At 65.7% G+C, this 13396-nt stretch carries 14 protein-coding genes; 4 read left to right on the forward strand and 10 right to left on the reverse strand.

The features are described from left to right. Positions 1-14 precede the first annotated feature (14 nt). Positions 15-1433, reverse strand: coding sequence for a decaprenylphosphoryl-beta-D-ribose oxidase (locus WFK36_RS14000; RefSeq protein ID WP_008377631.1), 1419 nt, complete (start codon positions 1431-1433; stop codon positions 15-17). A 91-nt stretch (positions 1434-1524) separates the two neighbouring features. Here WFK36_RS14000 and WFK36_RS14005 point away from each other — a divergent pair, with 91 nt between their 5' ends. Further along, positions 1525-1956: a universal stress protein gene (locus tag WFK36_RS14005; RefSeq protein WP_336792387.1), complete on the forward strand. Its 432-nt coding sequence runs from the start codon at positions 1525-1527 to the stop codon at positions 1954-1956. 159 nt (positions 1957-2115) lie between these two features. Here WFK36_RS14005 and WFK36_RS14010 read toward each other — a convergent pair whose 3' ends face one another. After that, entirely contained in the window at positions 2116-3336 is a 1221-nt protein-coding gene (locus WFK36_RS14010) for an alpha/beta hydrolase family protein (RefSeq protein WP_336792389.1), read from the reverse strand. Between the two features lie 137 nt (positions 3337-3473). Here WFK36_RS14010 and WFK36_RS14015 point away from each other — a divergent pair, with 137 nt between their 5' ends. Next, the gene (locus WFK36_RS14015) at positions 3474-3905 is read left to right on the forward strand and encodes a GtrA family protein (protein WP_336792540.1); all 432 of its coding nucleotides are present in this window, start codon (positions 3474-3476) and stop codon (positions 3903-3905) included. A 95-nt stretch (positions 3906-4000) separates the two neighbouring features. Here the strand turns inward: WFK36_RS14015 and WFK36_RS14020 are convergent, their stop codons facing one another. The 7 genes from WFK36_RS14020 to WFK36_RS14050 all read right to left on the reverse strand — a co-directional run bounded on the left by WFK36_RS14020 (position 4001) and on the right by WFK36_RS14050 (position 10491). Continuing rightward, entirely contained in the window at positions 4001-5119 is a 1119-nt protein-coding gene (locus tag WFK36_RS14020) for a DUF5685 family protein (RefSeq protein ID WP_336792391.1), read from the reverse strand. 70 nt (positions 5120-5189) lie between these two features. Beyond that, a complete protein-coding gene (locus WFK36_RS14025; RefSeq protein WP_008377646.1) occupies positions 5190-6218 on the reverse strand; it encodes a fused (3R)-hydroxyacyl-ACP dehydratase subunits HadA/HadB in 1029 nt (342 codons plus the stop codon). A gap of 39 nt (positions 6219-6257) precedes the next feature. Then, positions 6258-7136 carry a TIGR03619 family F420-dependent LLM class oxidoreductase gene (locus WFK36_RS14030; protein WP_040519685.1) on the reverse strand — a complete coding sequence of 293 codons (879 nt, stop codon included), beginning with the start codon at positions 7134-7136 and terminating at the stop codon, positions 6258-6260. 188 nt (positions 7137-7324) lie between these two features. Then, entirely contained in the window at positions 7325-8230 is a 906-nt protein-coding gene (glfT1, locus tag WFK36_RS14035) for a galactofuranosyltransferase GlfT1 (RefSeq protein ID WP_336792395.1), read from the reverse strand. Further along, positions 8227-9039 carry a galactan export ABC transporter ATP-binding subunit Wzt/RfbE gene (wzt, locus tag WFK36_RS14040; RefSeq protein WP_008377650.1) on the reverse strand — a complete coding sequence of 271 codons (813 nt, stop codon included), beginning with the start codon at positions 9037-9039 and terminating at the stop codon, positions 8227-8229. The genes glfT1 and wzt overlap by 4 nt, the downstream gene beginning before the upstream one ends. A gap of 8 nt (positions 9040-9047) precedes the next feature. Beyond that, complete coding sequence (gene wzm / locus WFK36_RS14045) at positions 9048-9926, reverse strand: galactan export ABC transporter permease subunit Wzm/RfbD (protein ID WP_419717490.1); 879 nt, start codon at positions 9924-9926, stop codon at positions 9048-9050. A 22-nt stretch (positions 9927-9948) separates the two neighbouring features. After that, on the reverse strand, positions 9949-10491 hold the full coding sequence (locus WFK36_RS14050; protein WP_008377654.1) for a bacterial proteasome activator family protein: 543 nt from the start codon (positions 10489-10491) through the stop codon (positions 9949-9951). A gap of 72 nt (positions 10492-10563) precedes the next feature. Between WFK36_RS14050 and WFK36_RS14055 the strand changes: the two genes are divergently transcribed. Further along, positions 10564-11760, forward strand: coding sequence for an aminotransferase class V-fold PLP-dependent enzyme (locus tag WFK36_RS14055; protein ID WP_336792399.1), 1197 nt, complete (start codon positions 10564-10566; stop codon positions 11758-11760). Positions 11761-11842: 82 nt separating this feature from the next. Next, the gene (locus WFK36_RS14060; RefSeq protein ID WP_373278336.1) at positions 11843-12325 is read left to right on the forward strand and encodes a MarR family winged helix-turn-helix transcriptional regulator; all 483 of its coding nucleotides are present in this window, start codon (positions 11843-11845) and stop codon (positions 12323-12325) included. A gap of 32 nt (positions 12326-12357) precedes the next feature. On the opposite strand, the gene WFK36_RS14065 is transcribed toward WFK36_RS14060, so the two are convergent. Further along, positions 12358-13320: an NAD(P)H-quinone oxidoreductase gene (locus tag WFK36_RS14065; RefSeq protein ID WP_336792403.1), complete on the reverse strand. Its 963-nt coding sequence runs from the start codon at positions 13318-13320 to the stop codon at positions 12358-12360. Positions 13321-13396: the final 76 nt, after the last annotated feature.

Consider the following 13396-nt stretch of genomic DNA (forward strand, 5'->3'; position numbering starts at 1 on the left):
GTGTTGTGCAGCGGTCAGACGAGTTCGAGACGACGGCCCATGTCGGACATGAACACCTGATTCGGGTCCACTCGACGACGGGTCGCGATCCACTCGTCCACCTGCGGGTACATGGCGTGGAAGGTCTCCGCGGTGGTCCGCGAGTCCTTCGCGGTGTAGAGCCGACCGCCGATCTCCATGACGCGGCGATCGAGCTCGGAGACGAACTCGTGCAGGCCGCGCTTGATCGGGAAGTCGACGCAGATGTTCCAACCGGGCATCGGGAAGCTCAGCGGAGCCTGATTGCCCTCGCCGAACAGCTTGAACACGTTGAGGAAGCTGACGTGTCCGGATGCCTGGATGTCGTAGATGATGCCCTTGAACTCTTCGACGGCCTCCGGCGGGACGATGAACTGGTACTGCAGGAAGCCCTTCGAACCGTAGGCGCGGTTCCAGTTACCGAACAGGTCGAGCGGGTGATAGAACTGCGTCAGATTCTGGATCTTGCCCTGGTAGTTGCCGCCCATGCGGTAGTACGCCTCGCCGACCATCGAGAAGTTCATCTTGTTGGCCAGGCCGTTGGGGAAGATGTCGGGAAAGTTGACGAGGGTGGGCGCGTCGAACTTCAGTGGATCCTTCGCGAGCTTGTCCGGCAGCTGGTCGAGGCGGGCGAGGCTGCCACGCGAGAACGTTCCACGACCCAGGCGCGGGGGCTTGCTGATCGCGTCGAACCAACCGGAGCTGTACGTGTAGTTCTCCTCGGAGCCGTCCATGTGCAGCGCGATGGTCTCGTCGAGGCTCTTGGTGACGGTGCCGTCGGCGATGAAGTAGGCGGTCTCGGTGCGCGTCATCTTGATCTTGGCGCGCAGGATGATGCCGGTGAGGCCGATGCCGCCGACCGTCGCCCAGAAGATCGACGCGTCGGGGTCGTCGCTGCTTCCCTCGGGTGTGAGGGTGAGGATCTCGCCGGACGCGACGAGCAGGGTGATCTCGACGACGTGATTGCCGAAGGAACCCGAGCTGTGGTGATTCTTGCCGTGGATGTCGCAGCCGATGGCGCCGCCGATCGTCACCTGGCGGGTGCCGGGCAGAACGGGAACCCACAGGCCGTGCGGCAGCGCGACGCGCATCAGCGTGTCGAGGTCGACGCCCGCGTCGAGGTCGACGATGGCGGTCTCGTCATCGATGCTGTAGATCCGCGTCAGCTGGGTCATGTCGATGGTGAGGCCGCCCGAGTTCTGAGCGTTCTCGCCGTACGAGCGACCGAGACCACGCGCGATGACTCCGCGCTTGAGGTACGACGGCTTGTCGGCGTTGTGGTCCGCGACGCGTGCGACGGCGTCGGCGATGACCTCGGGGTACGGCGTCGACAGCACGTGCGCCTGCGTCGGCATGGTCCGCCCCCAGCCCATCAGCGTGCGGGTCTGGATCGGGAGAAGGTCTGTGTTCGTCATCGAAGTAGAGGTTACCCGCCCGTCACGTCAGAAGGTCCCTGTCGTGACGGTCGTCTACATTCTTTGATCAGAGGGGTTCGAAAGGAAACGCATGATCGTCGTCGGATATGCAGGCGGTTCAGCGGGCCGAGCCTGCCTGGAACAGGGCATCGTCGAAGCGACCGTCCGGGACACGTCGATGCTGCTGATCAACGCGGTGTCGACCGGACGCGGGCAGCGGATGGTCGACGCCGATGAGATCGCCGAGGTGCAGGCGCGCCTGACCCGGTCTGGGATCAAGTTCGAGATCAGGCAGCCGATCGGGGCAGACCCGTCCGAGGAACTGCTGCGTGCGATGGACGCCGACGACGCCGACGTCCTGGTGATCGGAATGCGCCGCCGCACTCAGGTCGGGAAGCTGTTCATGGGTTCGACGTCGCAGTACCTGCTCATCGAGTGCAGCAAACCGATCCTGGTCGTGAAGCCGAACAGAGCGACTGTGACGCCGGTGGACCCCGCGCCCGAGGACCCCACTGCTCCCTGACCCAGGCCTGAGCGCTTGTGCCTCCCTGCTCCTTGAGCGAGCTTGCGAGTCGAAAGGTCGTGACGAAGGACCCTTCGACTCACTTCGTTCGCTCAAGGAGCAGGGAGGACGTCTTTCGCAGCAAGGAGCAGGGAGGACGGCGTCGCTTGAGGAGCAGGCTCAGCGCATGATGCGAGCGAGGAACGGTGTGGAGTCCTTCATCGACGCGAGGACCGTTCCGGAGTGGTCCTGTGTCGGGTAGACGTGCAGGTCGACGGGCTGTCCGGCGGCCCGCATCTGGGCGTACAGCGACAGTGCAGACGGTGCGGGGACGTCCATGTCCTTGAGCCCCTGACCGAGGAAGATCGGGCGGTCGTAGCCCGAGTACGGCGTGCTCATGTACTTGACGAGGGCGGCCTGGACGCCCGGGATCGAGGAGATCGGGCGGGTGAACCAGGTGTTGACCTTCGCGCCGGCCATCGTGGCGTGCAGTTCCGGGTAGCAGAGGGTCTTCGCCTGGGCGACGACGCTGCGTCCCTTGGCACTCAAGATGCGGTCGAGGTGCAGGTCGGGGCGCGCGTCGCCGAATCCGGCGAGGATGTACGCCGAGTACGTCGACAGTCCGGCAGGCATGCCGATTGGCGGGAACGACGGACCGGCCTGCCACACGATGTGCTCGATGTTGGCGGGGGTGCCGGTCGCGACCACTCCGCGGTAGTCGAGGCCGGAGCCTCGCGAGATCGACGTCGCGCGTCGAGCCGCGTTGAGGGCGGCGCTGGCACCCTGCGACTGTCCGACGATCGCCCAGGTCCGGCTGAGCGGCAGGCCCGCCTTCTGTGCGGCGATGACGGAGTCGACGGTCGACGACGCCTGCACTGCGCCGCTCAGGTAGCTCATCAGTCCGGGAGTGCCGAGGCCGACGTAGTCGGTGGCGACGACCGCGTATCCCTGATTCAGCCAGTGTCCGAGGTACGCCACGTCGCGCTCGCTTCGGGGCTGTGCCGACGGAGCACAGTTGTCGCCCAGGCCGACGGTGCCGTGCGCCCAGGCGAGCACCTTGTATCCGCCCTTCGGTGCGGGACGCTTCGGCAGGAAGATCGCGCCCGTGCTCACCGCGGGCTTCCCGTGGACGTCGGTCGACGCGTACAGGACACGGTAGGCCTGGCCTGCGGCAGGCAGTGTCACCGAGTGCTCGAGCGGGGTCTTCGAGATCAGGGTGCCGTGCGCGCCGATCGGACCGTTGTAGGCCCTCGCGTCCAGACCGGACCACACCGGCGCACCGGTCGCAGCGTCCTCCGCATGCGCCTGCGGAGCGACAAGGGCGGTGCTCGCCGCCGCGACGACCGCGAGAGCAGCGGCGACAAGCGCACGCGAGAACCGAGAACGAGTGGAGAAGCTCATAGCGATTGACATTAGACCTGCGTCACAACGCATTCATAACGGATCCGCTCAGTTTGGGCGGCTACCCTGAATCGGTGCCCGACTCAACACCTGGTGAACACCTGTCGCACGACGACTTCGCGACTCGCCATGCCCCGATGCCGATCGAGTTGCCGTTCGACGACGAGGAGGCGTCGACAAGCGTCGACCTCAAGACGCAGTTGATCCGCTTCGTCGCGACCGGCGCACTGTCTGCGGTGTTCGACTTCGGTCTCACTCTGCTGCTCCAGGAAGCCTTCGGCGCCCCGTTCTGGCTGGCGAAAGCCGCGGGCTTCATCCTCGGCACGACGATCGCCTACCTCATCAACCGTCGGTGGACGTTCCGTGCGGAACCGAGCAAGGCCCGATTCGTCGCCGTCGTCCTGCTGTACGTCGTGACGTTCTTCGTCAACGTCGGTCTCTACAACTGGCTGATGCACGAGTGGGGGACCGCGTTCCTCATGGTCGCGCTCGCTTTCTGCATCGCGCAGGGCGTCGCGACCGCCATCAACTTCATCGTCCAGCGGGCAGTGATCTTCAAGATCAAGTGACGTCGGGCGGTCCTAAGATCGGTCGTCTCACGGGTTCTCGAGGTCACTATGCCGCTCGAGGGCGATGAGAGGACCGATCTTCGGAGTAGTCGTCCTCAGCTGCAATCACAGCAGTCGCAACAATCACAGCAGTCGTCGCAGTCGTTGCATGACGGATCGACCCACTTGTCGCTGCAGTGATTCCAGTGGTCGCGGAACCAGCCCGCACCGCAGAACGAGTTGCCGACGAACGGCAGGATCCGCTGGTGGAACCTCCGGTTCGGCGGGAACGGAGGCGGATACGGCCAGCCTTCCGGCCACGTCGGAGGCCGGAACGGCGGCCATGTCGTCTGGCCGGCACCGAGGATCTCGATGTGGCGATGAGCCCGGAGATGACCTCTGCGCCGGACCGCCTGGGCGACGCCCTTCACCAGGAGGATTCGGAGCAGCCGGTCGTCGTGCAGTGCGAGCTGCTCATAGCGCTCGGCGATTCGGTCGGCCAGCATCCCGGCGTGCTGCAGGGCCTGCTCGTCGGACGTCCCGGTTGAGATCAGCGGGTTGAACGCTCCGGCCCGCGCATCATCGTCGCGGTCGTCGACGGCGTCGAGCAGGTGTGCGAGCCGCCCGTAGTCGGCGCCGATCGCGGACAACACGTCCCGATTCTCGGGAGCACCGGCCTGGTCTGCACTCGCCGCGAAGACCTCGGCGCACGCCGTGGCCGTCGGTTCGGTGAGGGCGTTGAGGTCCGCGTGTGATGCTTCGAGACCGGCCTGCCGATCGAGGGCAGTCAACACGGAGTCGACGTCGAGGGCGGTTTCCGCACGGTCCGCGCGCGCCCGCAGCGCCTTCGACGCCACCCGTGCAGCTCGGGACCTGATCGGCGACCGAGTCGCCAAGCCCAACTGCTGTTCGGCGACAACGTCGCGTGCCTTGGCCGCAGCCAAGGTCAACGATGCTGTGGTAGCGAGCCTGACGCCGGGATCGGCGGCCACCACGACATCGGCCCGACGCATGCCGCGCAGAGCACAGCGCCCCGCCGTCCGGGTATCGGCCACCGGTACCCGCTGCGCGGCGGCGAGCACCGAGAGCATCACCGTGTCGGTGTTGGTGGTCAGTCTCGCCGACTGCCCGTGCCCGTCGCGCAGCGACAGACACAGCCCACATAGATGGGCGCGCCATTCGTCGCGCAACTCGTCGTCCAGAAGATGCCCGCAGGGCGTGAGGAGACCGAACATGGAACGAACTTAGTGCAGGTCGGCCGCTCGCGCGCGGAGGCTCATCCGATCGATCGACGAGTGGTGCAGGTCAGGAGAACTGGACCAGCGCCGTGCACTTGCCGAACACGCGCTTGCCGTTGACCGAAGCGCCGAACGTGATCAGGCCGCGCTTGGTCTCCGGGTACAGCGTCTTGATCTTCGCGGTGTACTCGACAACCGCGGCCTCGGTCGGCGGCACGTACACGGCGCTCGAGAAACGTGCACTGAGCTCGATGAACGCCGCCGGATCGCCGACGAACGCCGACAGGTAACCCGCGGCGGTGCCGAGAGTCAGCATTCCCTGGGCGACGACGGAGTCGAGCTTGGCCGCCGCGGCGAGCTCGTCGCTGTGGTGAATCGGGTTCGGATCGCCCGCCACACCGACGTAGTTGACAAGATCGCCGCGCGTGAAGCGCTGGGTGCGCGGCGGGATCTCCTGACCCTCGCTGACCGAATCGAACGGGATCGCGCCGTAGGCGAAGGCATGCGAGCCGGGCTCGGGGATCTCGGCGGCCTCGGCAGGCACGAGCGGCAGCTCATGCGACGCGGTCGGCGAGAACATCACGTCGTCGACCATCGAGATGAACTCGGCGGTGAGGCCGTCTCCGGTCTCACCGGGACCTGCGAGCGTGGTCCACGACTCCTGCATGACGCCCTTGTCGAGGTCGCGGATCACGGTCTTGCCGGTGAACAGCTCCGCACCAGCGACCGACTTGTAGGAGTCCATCGACACGTCCGACTTCAAGCGGTCGCCCGCCGTGATCGGCTTGTGGAAGATGAACCTCTGCTCCACCTGGAGGACACCGGATTTGAGCAGGTCGCCGGGCACCACCGTGTCGAACAGTTGAGCCTGCGCCTTGGTGCCGTCGAGGACGACGATCGTCAACGGCGCCAGCAGCTTGTCGTGCCCGGCGTCGGCAGACTTGGCCTCGTCCCAGTGGACCGGGTTGTCGTCGTGCAACGCCCGTGCGAACTCGCGGATCTTCTCGCGGCCCACCTCGTAATAGTCCTGGGTGGTGTACGTCTGGCCGATCGCTGCCTCGATGGCCTGGACGCGCTCAGATCCGGTGATTGTCATGAGGAACCATTCTACCGAAGGGTAACGAGCGAGTCGGTGTCAGCCGTTGACCTTCGCGATCACATTCTCCGCGTACCACGTCATATTCTGAATCTTCGCCTCGAGCGGCTCGGTGTCGTTGCCGCGGATGTAGGGCACTCGGAATCCGACGATGACATCGGTGATGCCCTTGTCCTCTAGGCGCTTGCAGCCGTCGACGGTGTAGGCGTCCATCGAGATCACGTGGATCTCGAACGGGTCGTTCTCCTTGCCCTCGGCCTTGCGGATCTTGTTGATCTTGTCGAGCAGGGCGTCGAGTTCCTCGCCCGGACCGCCACCGTGCATCCAGCCGTCTCCGCGGATCACGGCGCGCTTGAGCGCGAGGTCGGCGTGGCCTCCGACGAGCAGCGGGATCGGCTCGGTCGGGGTGGGCGACATCTTGATCTTCGGGATGTCGTAGAACTCGCCGTGGAACTCGAAGTATCCGGGAGAGGTGAGTCCGCGGATGATGTCCATGCACTCGTCCATGCGCTTGCCGCGGCGCTTGAAGTCGACGCCCATGATGTCGTAGTCCTCGGGCCACGGGCTGGTGCCGACACCGAGGGACAGGCGGTTGTTCGTCAGCGCGGCGATGGAGCTCGCCTGCTTCGCGACCAGGGCCGGAGGGCGGATCGGAAGCTTCAGCACAAAGGGAAGGAAGCGCAGCGTCGTCGTCACCGCACCGAGAGCAGCGCATTGGATGAACGTCTCGACGAAGTCCTTGTCCTCGAGGAATCCACGGTCGCCGTCGGGTGTGTACGGATACGTCGCGTCGGACTCCTCGGGATAGGCGACGGAGTCGGGCACCGTGATGCCGTTGAAGCCGACGGACTCGGCCGCCTGCGCGAGCGGCGCGTAGTAACTGATGTCGGTCATCGCCTCGGCGTACGTGAATCGCATGACTGCCACACTAGAACATGTTCTAGATTTCTGGGGAGGGGATCGGGCGCTTCGGTTCGTTTCGCTCGCTCACCGAGCGGACGAAGGCCTGCGGGTGCGGGCGTTCAAGGTTCCCCGATTCCGGCTGAAACCGTGCTGTCCGGCCAGAATCGGGTCGGATCGGGGAACCTTAGACGTCGACGTGCTGGTCAGGGGCGCTCGAAGCGTTCGGAACGGCCCAGTCGCCGTAACCGCATCCACTCGCGGAACCCCGCGACGTCGCGCTGCTGGACGAGGAAGAACCATGCGAAGCGCGCGTACTCCTGGGGGAGGAGCTTGCGCATGCCCGGTTGACTCATCAGGTAACCGCGGTTCCGGTACGTGAAGTAGCGCTTCACCTCGTTGTCCGGGTATTGGGTGTGCATGCGTCCGCCGAGGATGGGACGGAACTCATCACTGCCGTCCGGGTGGAGGTACGCGGTGGTCAGACAGGTGCCGAAAGCGATTCCGGACCGGGCGAGACGACGATGCATCTCGACCTCGTCGCCCCGGAAGAACAGGCGGAGATCGGGGACGCCGATCTTCTCGAGCGTGTCGACCGAGAACAGGGCGCCGTTCATCAGCGATGCGATGCCGGGCAGCAGATCGTCCGATGCCGACTCGCCGTCGCCCGAGAACAGCTCCGACCTCTTCCGCCGCCACACCAGGCCGCGTCGCAGGGGGAACGCGAGATCGTCGGGCGAGTCGATGTTCACCACCACCGGCGACACCTGACCCAGCCGGTGGCGGTCGGCGCAGGCCAGCAGCGTCGACAAGACGGCCGGGCCTTCCGGACGGCCGTCGTCGTCGGCACACCACACCCAGTCGGCGCCCAGCGCCAACGCATGCAGCATGCCGAGCGCGAAGCCGCCCGCACCGCCGAGGTTGTGCTGTGAAGGAATGTACGTCGTGGGGATCGGTTGGCTCGTGACGAGTTCCCCGACCTCGGGTTCCGCGGCGTTGTCCACCACGATCAGATGATCGAGCGGCCGGTCCTGGCTGGAGAGGACGGCGAGGGACTCGGCGAGCAGTTCGCGTCGTTTATGGGTGACGACGACGCCGACGATCGTGGTCACTTCGCGACGTCCTTGCCGATCTCGGCGAGGACCTTGCGGACCTGCGCGGCGGAGTCCGGACCCTGGTAGGCGCCCACGACCTCCTCGATTCCACCGTCCATCCGGATCTGGCCGTGATCGATCCAGAGGGCGCGGTCGCACAGCTGGGCGAGGAACTCGTTCGAGTGGCTCGCGAACACGAGGATGCCGGACCGTTCCACGAGGGCCTGCAGGCGGACGCGGGCCTTCTTCATGAACTCGGCGTCCACTGCGCCGATGCCTTCGTCGAGGATGAGGATCTCGGGGTCGATGCTGGTCACGACTCCCAGCGCGAGGCGGACGCGCATGCCTGTCGAGTAGGTGCGCAGCGGCATCTCGAGGTAGTCGCCGAGTTCGGAGAACTCCGCGATCTCATCGGTCTTCTTGAGCATCTCCCGACGGCTCATGCCGAGGAACATGCCGCGGATCAGGATGTTCTCATACCCGGAGATCTCCGGGTCCATGCCGACGCCGAGGTCGAAGACGGGGGCTACGCGACCGGTAACCTTCGTCGCGCCACGAGTCGGCTCGTAGATGCCCGACAGCAGTCGCAGCAACGTCGACTTGCCTGCGCCGTTGTGACCGACGAGCCCGACGCGGTCGCCGTGCTCCAGGTGCAGGTTGATGTCGCGGAGTGCTTCGACGACGACGGTCTTCGAGCCGTTCGATCCGATGATGCCGCCTGCGGCGCCGACGACGGCCTTCTTGAGCGAGCGGGTCTTGGCGTCGAAGATCGGGAAGTCCACGCACGCGTCCCACGTGTCGACGCGAATATCGGTGTTGTCTGCCACGGCTGCTCCTAAACCCAGTACGCCACGCGGGCACGGAAATTGCGCATCACCAGCAGCGCCGCGATCCAGCCGACCGCCGTGCAGCCGAGGACGATTCCCCAGTGATAGAACTCGACGTGATCGCCGAGCAGAGGACCGCGTGCGATCTCCAAGTAGTGGAACATCGGATTGAGCTCGACGTACTTCAGCTTGCTCGAACCGGAGTCGCCGACGTCGCTCAACGTCTTGGCCGACCAGATGATCGGCGTCATGAAGAACACGAGGCGGACGGCAGTGGTCAACAACTGGCCGATGTCACGGAATCGGGTCGACAGGATGCCGAACACCACGGTCACCCAGATAGCGTTCAGCACGAACAGGCCGACGGCCGGGATCACCAGGAGCGCCGACCAGTCGATCGGCGGCCGGAAGATCGCGAACACGATCGCGTAGATGACGATGTTGTGCGCGAAGATGATGAGGCTGCGCCACACCACCCGGTACACGTGAACGCTGATCGGTGCGGGCAACTGTTTGATCAGGCCTTCATTGGTGGAGAACACCACAGAACCGTCGAGAACGGTGGTCTCGATGAATCCCCAGAAGATGAAGCCGAGCAGCACATACGGCAGGAACGTCTTGATGTCCTGGTGGAACAGTTCGCCGTACAGGATGCCCATCGCGACAGCCGTGACACCGGTGGCGATGGTGATCCACAGCGGCCCGAGCACTGAGCGCTTGTAACGCTGCTTGATGTCGGTCCAGCCGAGATGCAGCCAGAGTTCGGAGGTGCGGAAGCCCTCGATGAGGTCTTGGACGCCTCGTGCGAAGGTTCGCGAATCCGAGGTGGGCGGAGCCGGCGGAATGGTCCGGCCGGGTGCTCCGCCGTCATTGGCTACGGCTGACACAACGTCACAGCATACCGGCGGGTCACAAGTACTGGCCGGTGCTGTGGTTGTCGGACATGTCACCCACGCCCGGCGGCAGTACGCCCTGCCTCATCTGTTCGAGTTGCCCGCGGGCGGCCATCTGCTGCGCGAAGAGCGCGGTCTGGATGCCGTGGAAGACGCCCTCGAGCCACCCGACGAGCTGAGCCTGAGCGATGCGGAGTTCGGCGTCCGACGGTGTCGCGTCGTCGGAGAACGGGAGTGCCAGACGGTCGAGCTCTTCCCTCAGCTCCGGGGCGAGACCGTCCTGCAACTCGCCGATCGACGTGCGGTGGATGTCCGCGAGCCGCTGTCGGCTCGCATCGTCGAGCGGAGCGGCGCGAACTTCTTCGAGGAGTTGCTTGATCATGGTCCCGATCCGCATCACCTTCGCGGGTTGCTCGACCATCGCCGTGACCGGGTCGCCGCCGGTCTCCGATGAGGCTGCAGGCGTTCCGAACTCGACGATGGGCTCGTCGTCGGGGTTCGACGGTCCAGGTGCCATCGGATTGCCGGGGAATGAGGTGCCGAACATCTCGGGAAGCATGCCTCCATTGTGCCTGTGCCGGGCGGACGTCCTGCGACGTTCGGCGTCGTCCGCATTGACTATCGTGGTGCCATGCCGTTCGACGTCGCCTCCGTTCGGGGACTGTTCCCCTCACTGGGCGACGGGTGGATTCACCTCGATTCGCAGAACGGGACGCAGATCCCGGATGCCGTCGGATCGGCCGTGGCGAGGGGAATACGTTCGTTCCCCGTTCCCGGTGGAGGACTCTCGCGCCAGTCGGTCGAAGCCGCTGCGATGACTGCTCGGGCGCGTTCCGCGATCGCCGACCTCCTCGACGCTGATCCGGACTGCGTCGTCTTCGGTCCGTCGCGCGCCGCTGTGGTGTGTGCCCTCGTCGACGCGCTGCCGGTCACCCGGTGGATCGGCGACGGCATCGTCCTGTCGCGGCTGGACGACGAGGAGAACATCGTGCCCTGGCTGCGCGGTGCCGCACGTCATGGATCAGTCGTGCGGTGGGCCGAAGTGGACGTAGAGCAGGGCACACTCCCACCGTGGCAGTACTCGAATCTGGTGACCGATCGGACGACCGTCGTCGCAGTGACGCTGGCGTCGTCGACGACCGGCGCAATCACCGACATCGGCCAGATCGCCGGCCACGCGCATGCGGCGGGCGCGCTGCTGGTGGTCGACGCGACCAATGCGGCGCCGTTCGTGCCGTTGACCATGAGTGAACTCGGCGCCGACGTCGTGATCGTCAGCGCCGAACGGTGGGGCGGACCGAGGATGGCCGCGATGGTCTTCTCGAGCCGTGCCGTGATGGACTCACTGACGAACGTGTCCTTGAATCCGCACGCTGTCGGCCCGGCCCGGCTCGAAGTCGCCGCAGCCCCGGCGGCACTGTTGAGCGGTGTCGTCGCCTCGGTCGACCTGCTGGCGGGTCTGGAGACGAACGCGGCGGGGACCAGGCGTCGTCGTCTGACGATGTCGATGGACGCCACGTACGAGTACTTGCAGCGTTTGACCTTCTATCTGGTGTCCTCGCTGGACAGCCTGGGGCATGTGCACGTGATCGGCGTCGACACCCACCGTGTTCCGCTCGTCAGCTTCGTGGTGCGGGGAGTCGCAGCCTCGAAGGTGTGCGGCAGGCTGAACGACAACGGGATCAGCGCGGCGTTCGACGTGCCGAGCCGCGCGCTCGACGCGATCGGCGTCAGCGATGCTGGTGGCGCGGTGTCCGTCGGTCTGGGGATGTACTCGACGCCCTACGAAGTGGACCAACTCGTCCGAGTGCTCGGGTCGTTCGGCTGACCGATCGACGGTGATTGCCGTGCCGCCCGCCTCCGACCGTATGGTGAGCGTAGAAAGTTGGCAGTGCAACATTCCCGAGGAGGTGCGAGGGTTGTCCCATGCCGAAGAGGTCGAGACGATTCTCGACAGCCGCGAGCGCGAACTGTGGCAGCAGTTCGTGACCGGAGGCTGGGTTCTGTACCGGTCGCTGTTTCGGCAGATCGACTCGTCCTCCGCATTGCCCAGTGCCGACTGGCGCGTGCTTGAGGTTCTCGGCAGCTACGGCAAGATGCGCATCAGTGATCTTGCTGAAGCCACCCAGATCCCGGTGAGCACCGTGTCGCGCCAGGTGGGGCGCTTCATCGACAAGGGCTACGTCGACCGCGTCGACACCGGTGATGTCGATGGGCGACAGAAGTGGGTCCGCATCACCGACGAGGGTCGGGCCATCGTCCAGCCCATCCTCGACGAGCGTGACCGAGCCGTCCGCCGGCTTGTCATCGAATCGCTCACCGCTGACGAATTCGAGGCCTTCTGCCGAACTTTCGGCAAGATCGGCGAACGCATCGTCGCCGAAGACCTCTGACCGGAGCGGGACAAGGTCCCGGCCGACACGTCTCAGATGGTGAGCAGCACCTTTCCGACGGCCTCGCCGGAATTGAGCCGATCGTGCGCGGCGCCTGCGTCGGCGAGGTCGAAGACGGAGTCGATGATCGGCCGGACGTCCCCGCTGGCCACGAGCGGCCACGTCCGGGCGATCGTCTCGGCGACGATCATCGCCTTGGAACCCGGACCGACGACGGGGCGGGCACGCAGAGTCGTCCCGACGATCGCGGCGCGCTTGGACATCAGTGCCGCGATGTTCAGCTCGGCCTTCACCCCGCCCTGCATGCCGATGATGACGAGTCGTCCGCCCGTCGTGAGTGCTTTCACATTTCGCGCAAGGTACTTGGCGCCGATGATGTCCAGGATGACGTCTGCCCCGCCCTCTGCGGCGATGATCTGTTCGAACTCCTGCGTCGAGTAGTTGATGAGGATGTCGGCACCGAGGTCTCGACAGCTGTCGAGCTTGTCCTGATTGCGCGCCGTGACGGCGACCCTCGCGCCGAGGGCGTGCGCCAACTGGATTGCATGGGTGCCGATTCCACTGCTCCCGCCGTGCACGAGAAACAGTTCGCCCGGACTGAGGTGGGCGGTCAGCACGACGTTCGACATCACCGTGCAGGCGACTTCCGGCAGGGCGGCGGCCGACACGAGGTCGATGCCTCTGGGTACCGGCATCAACTGGGGTGCCGGAACGGCCACCTTCTCCGCGTAGCCGCCGCCGGCCAGGAGCGCGCACACTTCGTCGCCGATCGACCAGCCGGACACGTCGTCTCCGATCGCGGAGATCGTCCCAGACACTTCCAGTCCCAGGACGTCCGAGGCCCCGGGCGGTGGAGGGTAATTGCCTGCGGCTTGAAGGATGTCGGCCCGATTTACCCCCGCGGCCGCGACGTCGACGATCACCTCGCCCGGGGCCGGTTCCGGCTCGGGCAGGTCGGTGACGTCGAGGGGCTCGGATCCTGCAATCGCGCGCATGAACCCAGTGTTCCACCGATCGACAGCCCGGGCACATGGACCGACGTCAGACGACGTGCGCTAACGTGGTCCGCTA

This window comes from Gordonia malaquae (assembly GCF_037148075.1).
Taxonomy (GTDB): Bacteria; Actinomycetota; Actinomycetes; order Mycobacteriales; family Mycobacteriaceae; genus Gordonia; species Gordonia malaquae.

Excerpts from the sequence above, each read along its gene's own strand:
- WFK36_RS14000 (WP_008377631.1), bottom strand. The coding sequence starts at position 1,433 with ATGACGAACACAGACCTTCTCCCGATCCAGACCCGCACGCTGATGGGC.
- WFK36_RS14005 (WP_336792387.1), top strand. The coding sequence starts at position 1,525 with ATGATCGTCGTCGGATATGCAGGCGGTTCAGCGGGCCGAGCCTGCCTG.
- WFK36_RS14010 (WP_336792389.1), bottom strand. The coding sequence starts at position 3,336 with ATGAGCTTCTCCACTCGTTCTCGGTTCTCGCGTGCGCTTGTCGCCGCT.
- WFK36_RS14015 (WP_336792540.1), top strand. The coding sequence starts at position 3,474 with ATGCCGATCGAGTTGCCGTTCGACGACGAGGAGGCGTCGACAAGCGTC.
- WFK36_RS14020 (WP_336792391.1), bottom strand. The coding sequence starts at position 5,119 with ATGTTCGGTCTCCTCACGCCCTGCGGGCATCTTCTGGACGACGAGTTG.
- WFK36_RS14025 (WP_008377646.1), bottom strand. The coding sequence starts at position 6,218 with ATGACAATCACCGGATCTGAGCGCGTCCAGGCCATCGAGGCAGCGATC.
- WFK36_RS14030 (WP_040519685.1), bottom strand. The coding sequence starts at position 7,136 with ATGCGATTCACGTACGCCGAGGCGATGACCGACATCAGTTACTACGCG.
- WFK36_RS14050 (WP_008377654.1), bottom strand. The coding sequence starts at position 10,491 with ATGCTTCCCGAGATGTTCGGCACCTCATTCCCCGGCAATCCGATGGCA.
- WFK36_RS14055 (WP_336792399.1), top strand. The coding sequence starts at position 10,564 with ATGCCGTTCGACGTCGCCTCCGTTCGGGGACTGTTCCCCTCACTGGGC.
- WFK36_RS14065 (WP_336792403.1), bottom strand. The coding sequence starts at position 13,320 with ATGCGCGCGATTGCAGGATCCGAGCCCCTCGACGTCACCGACCTGCCC.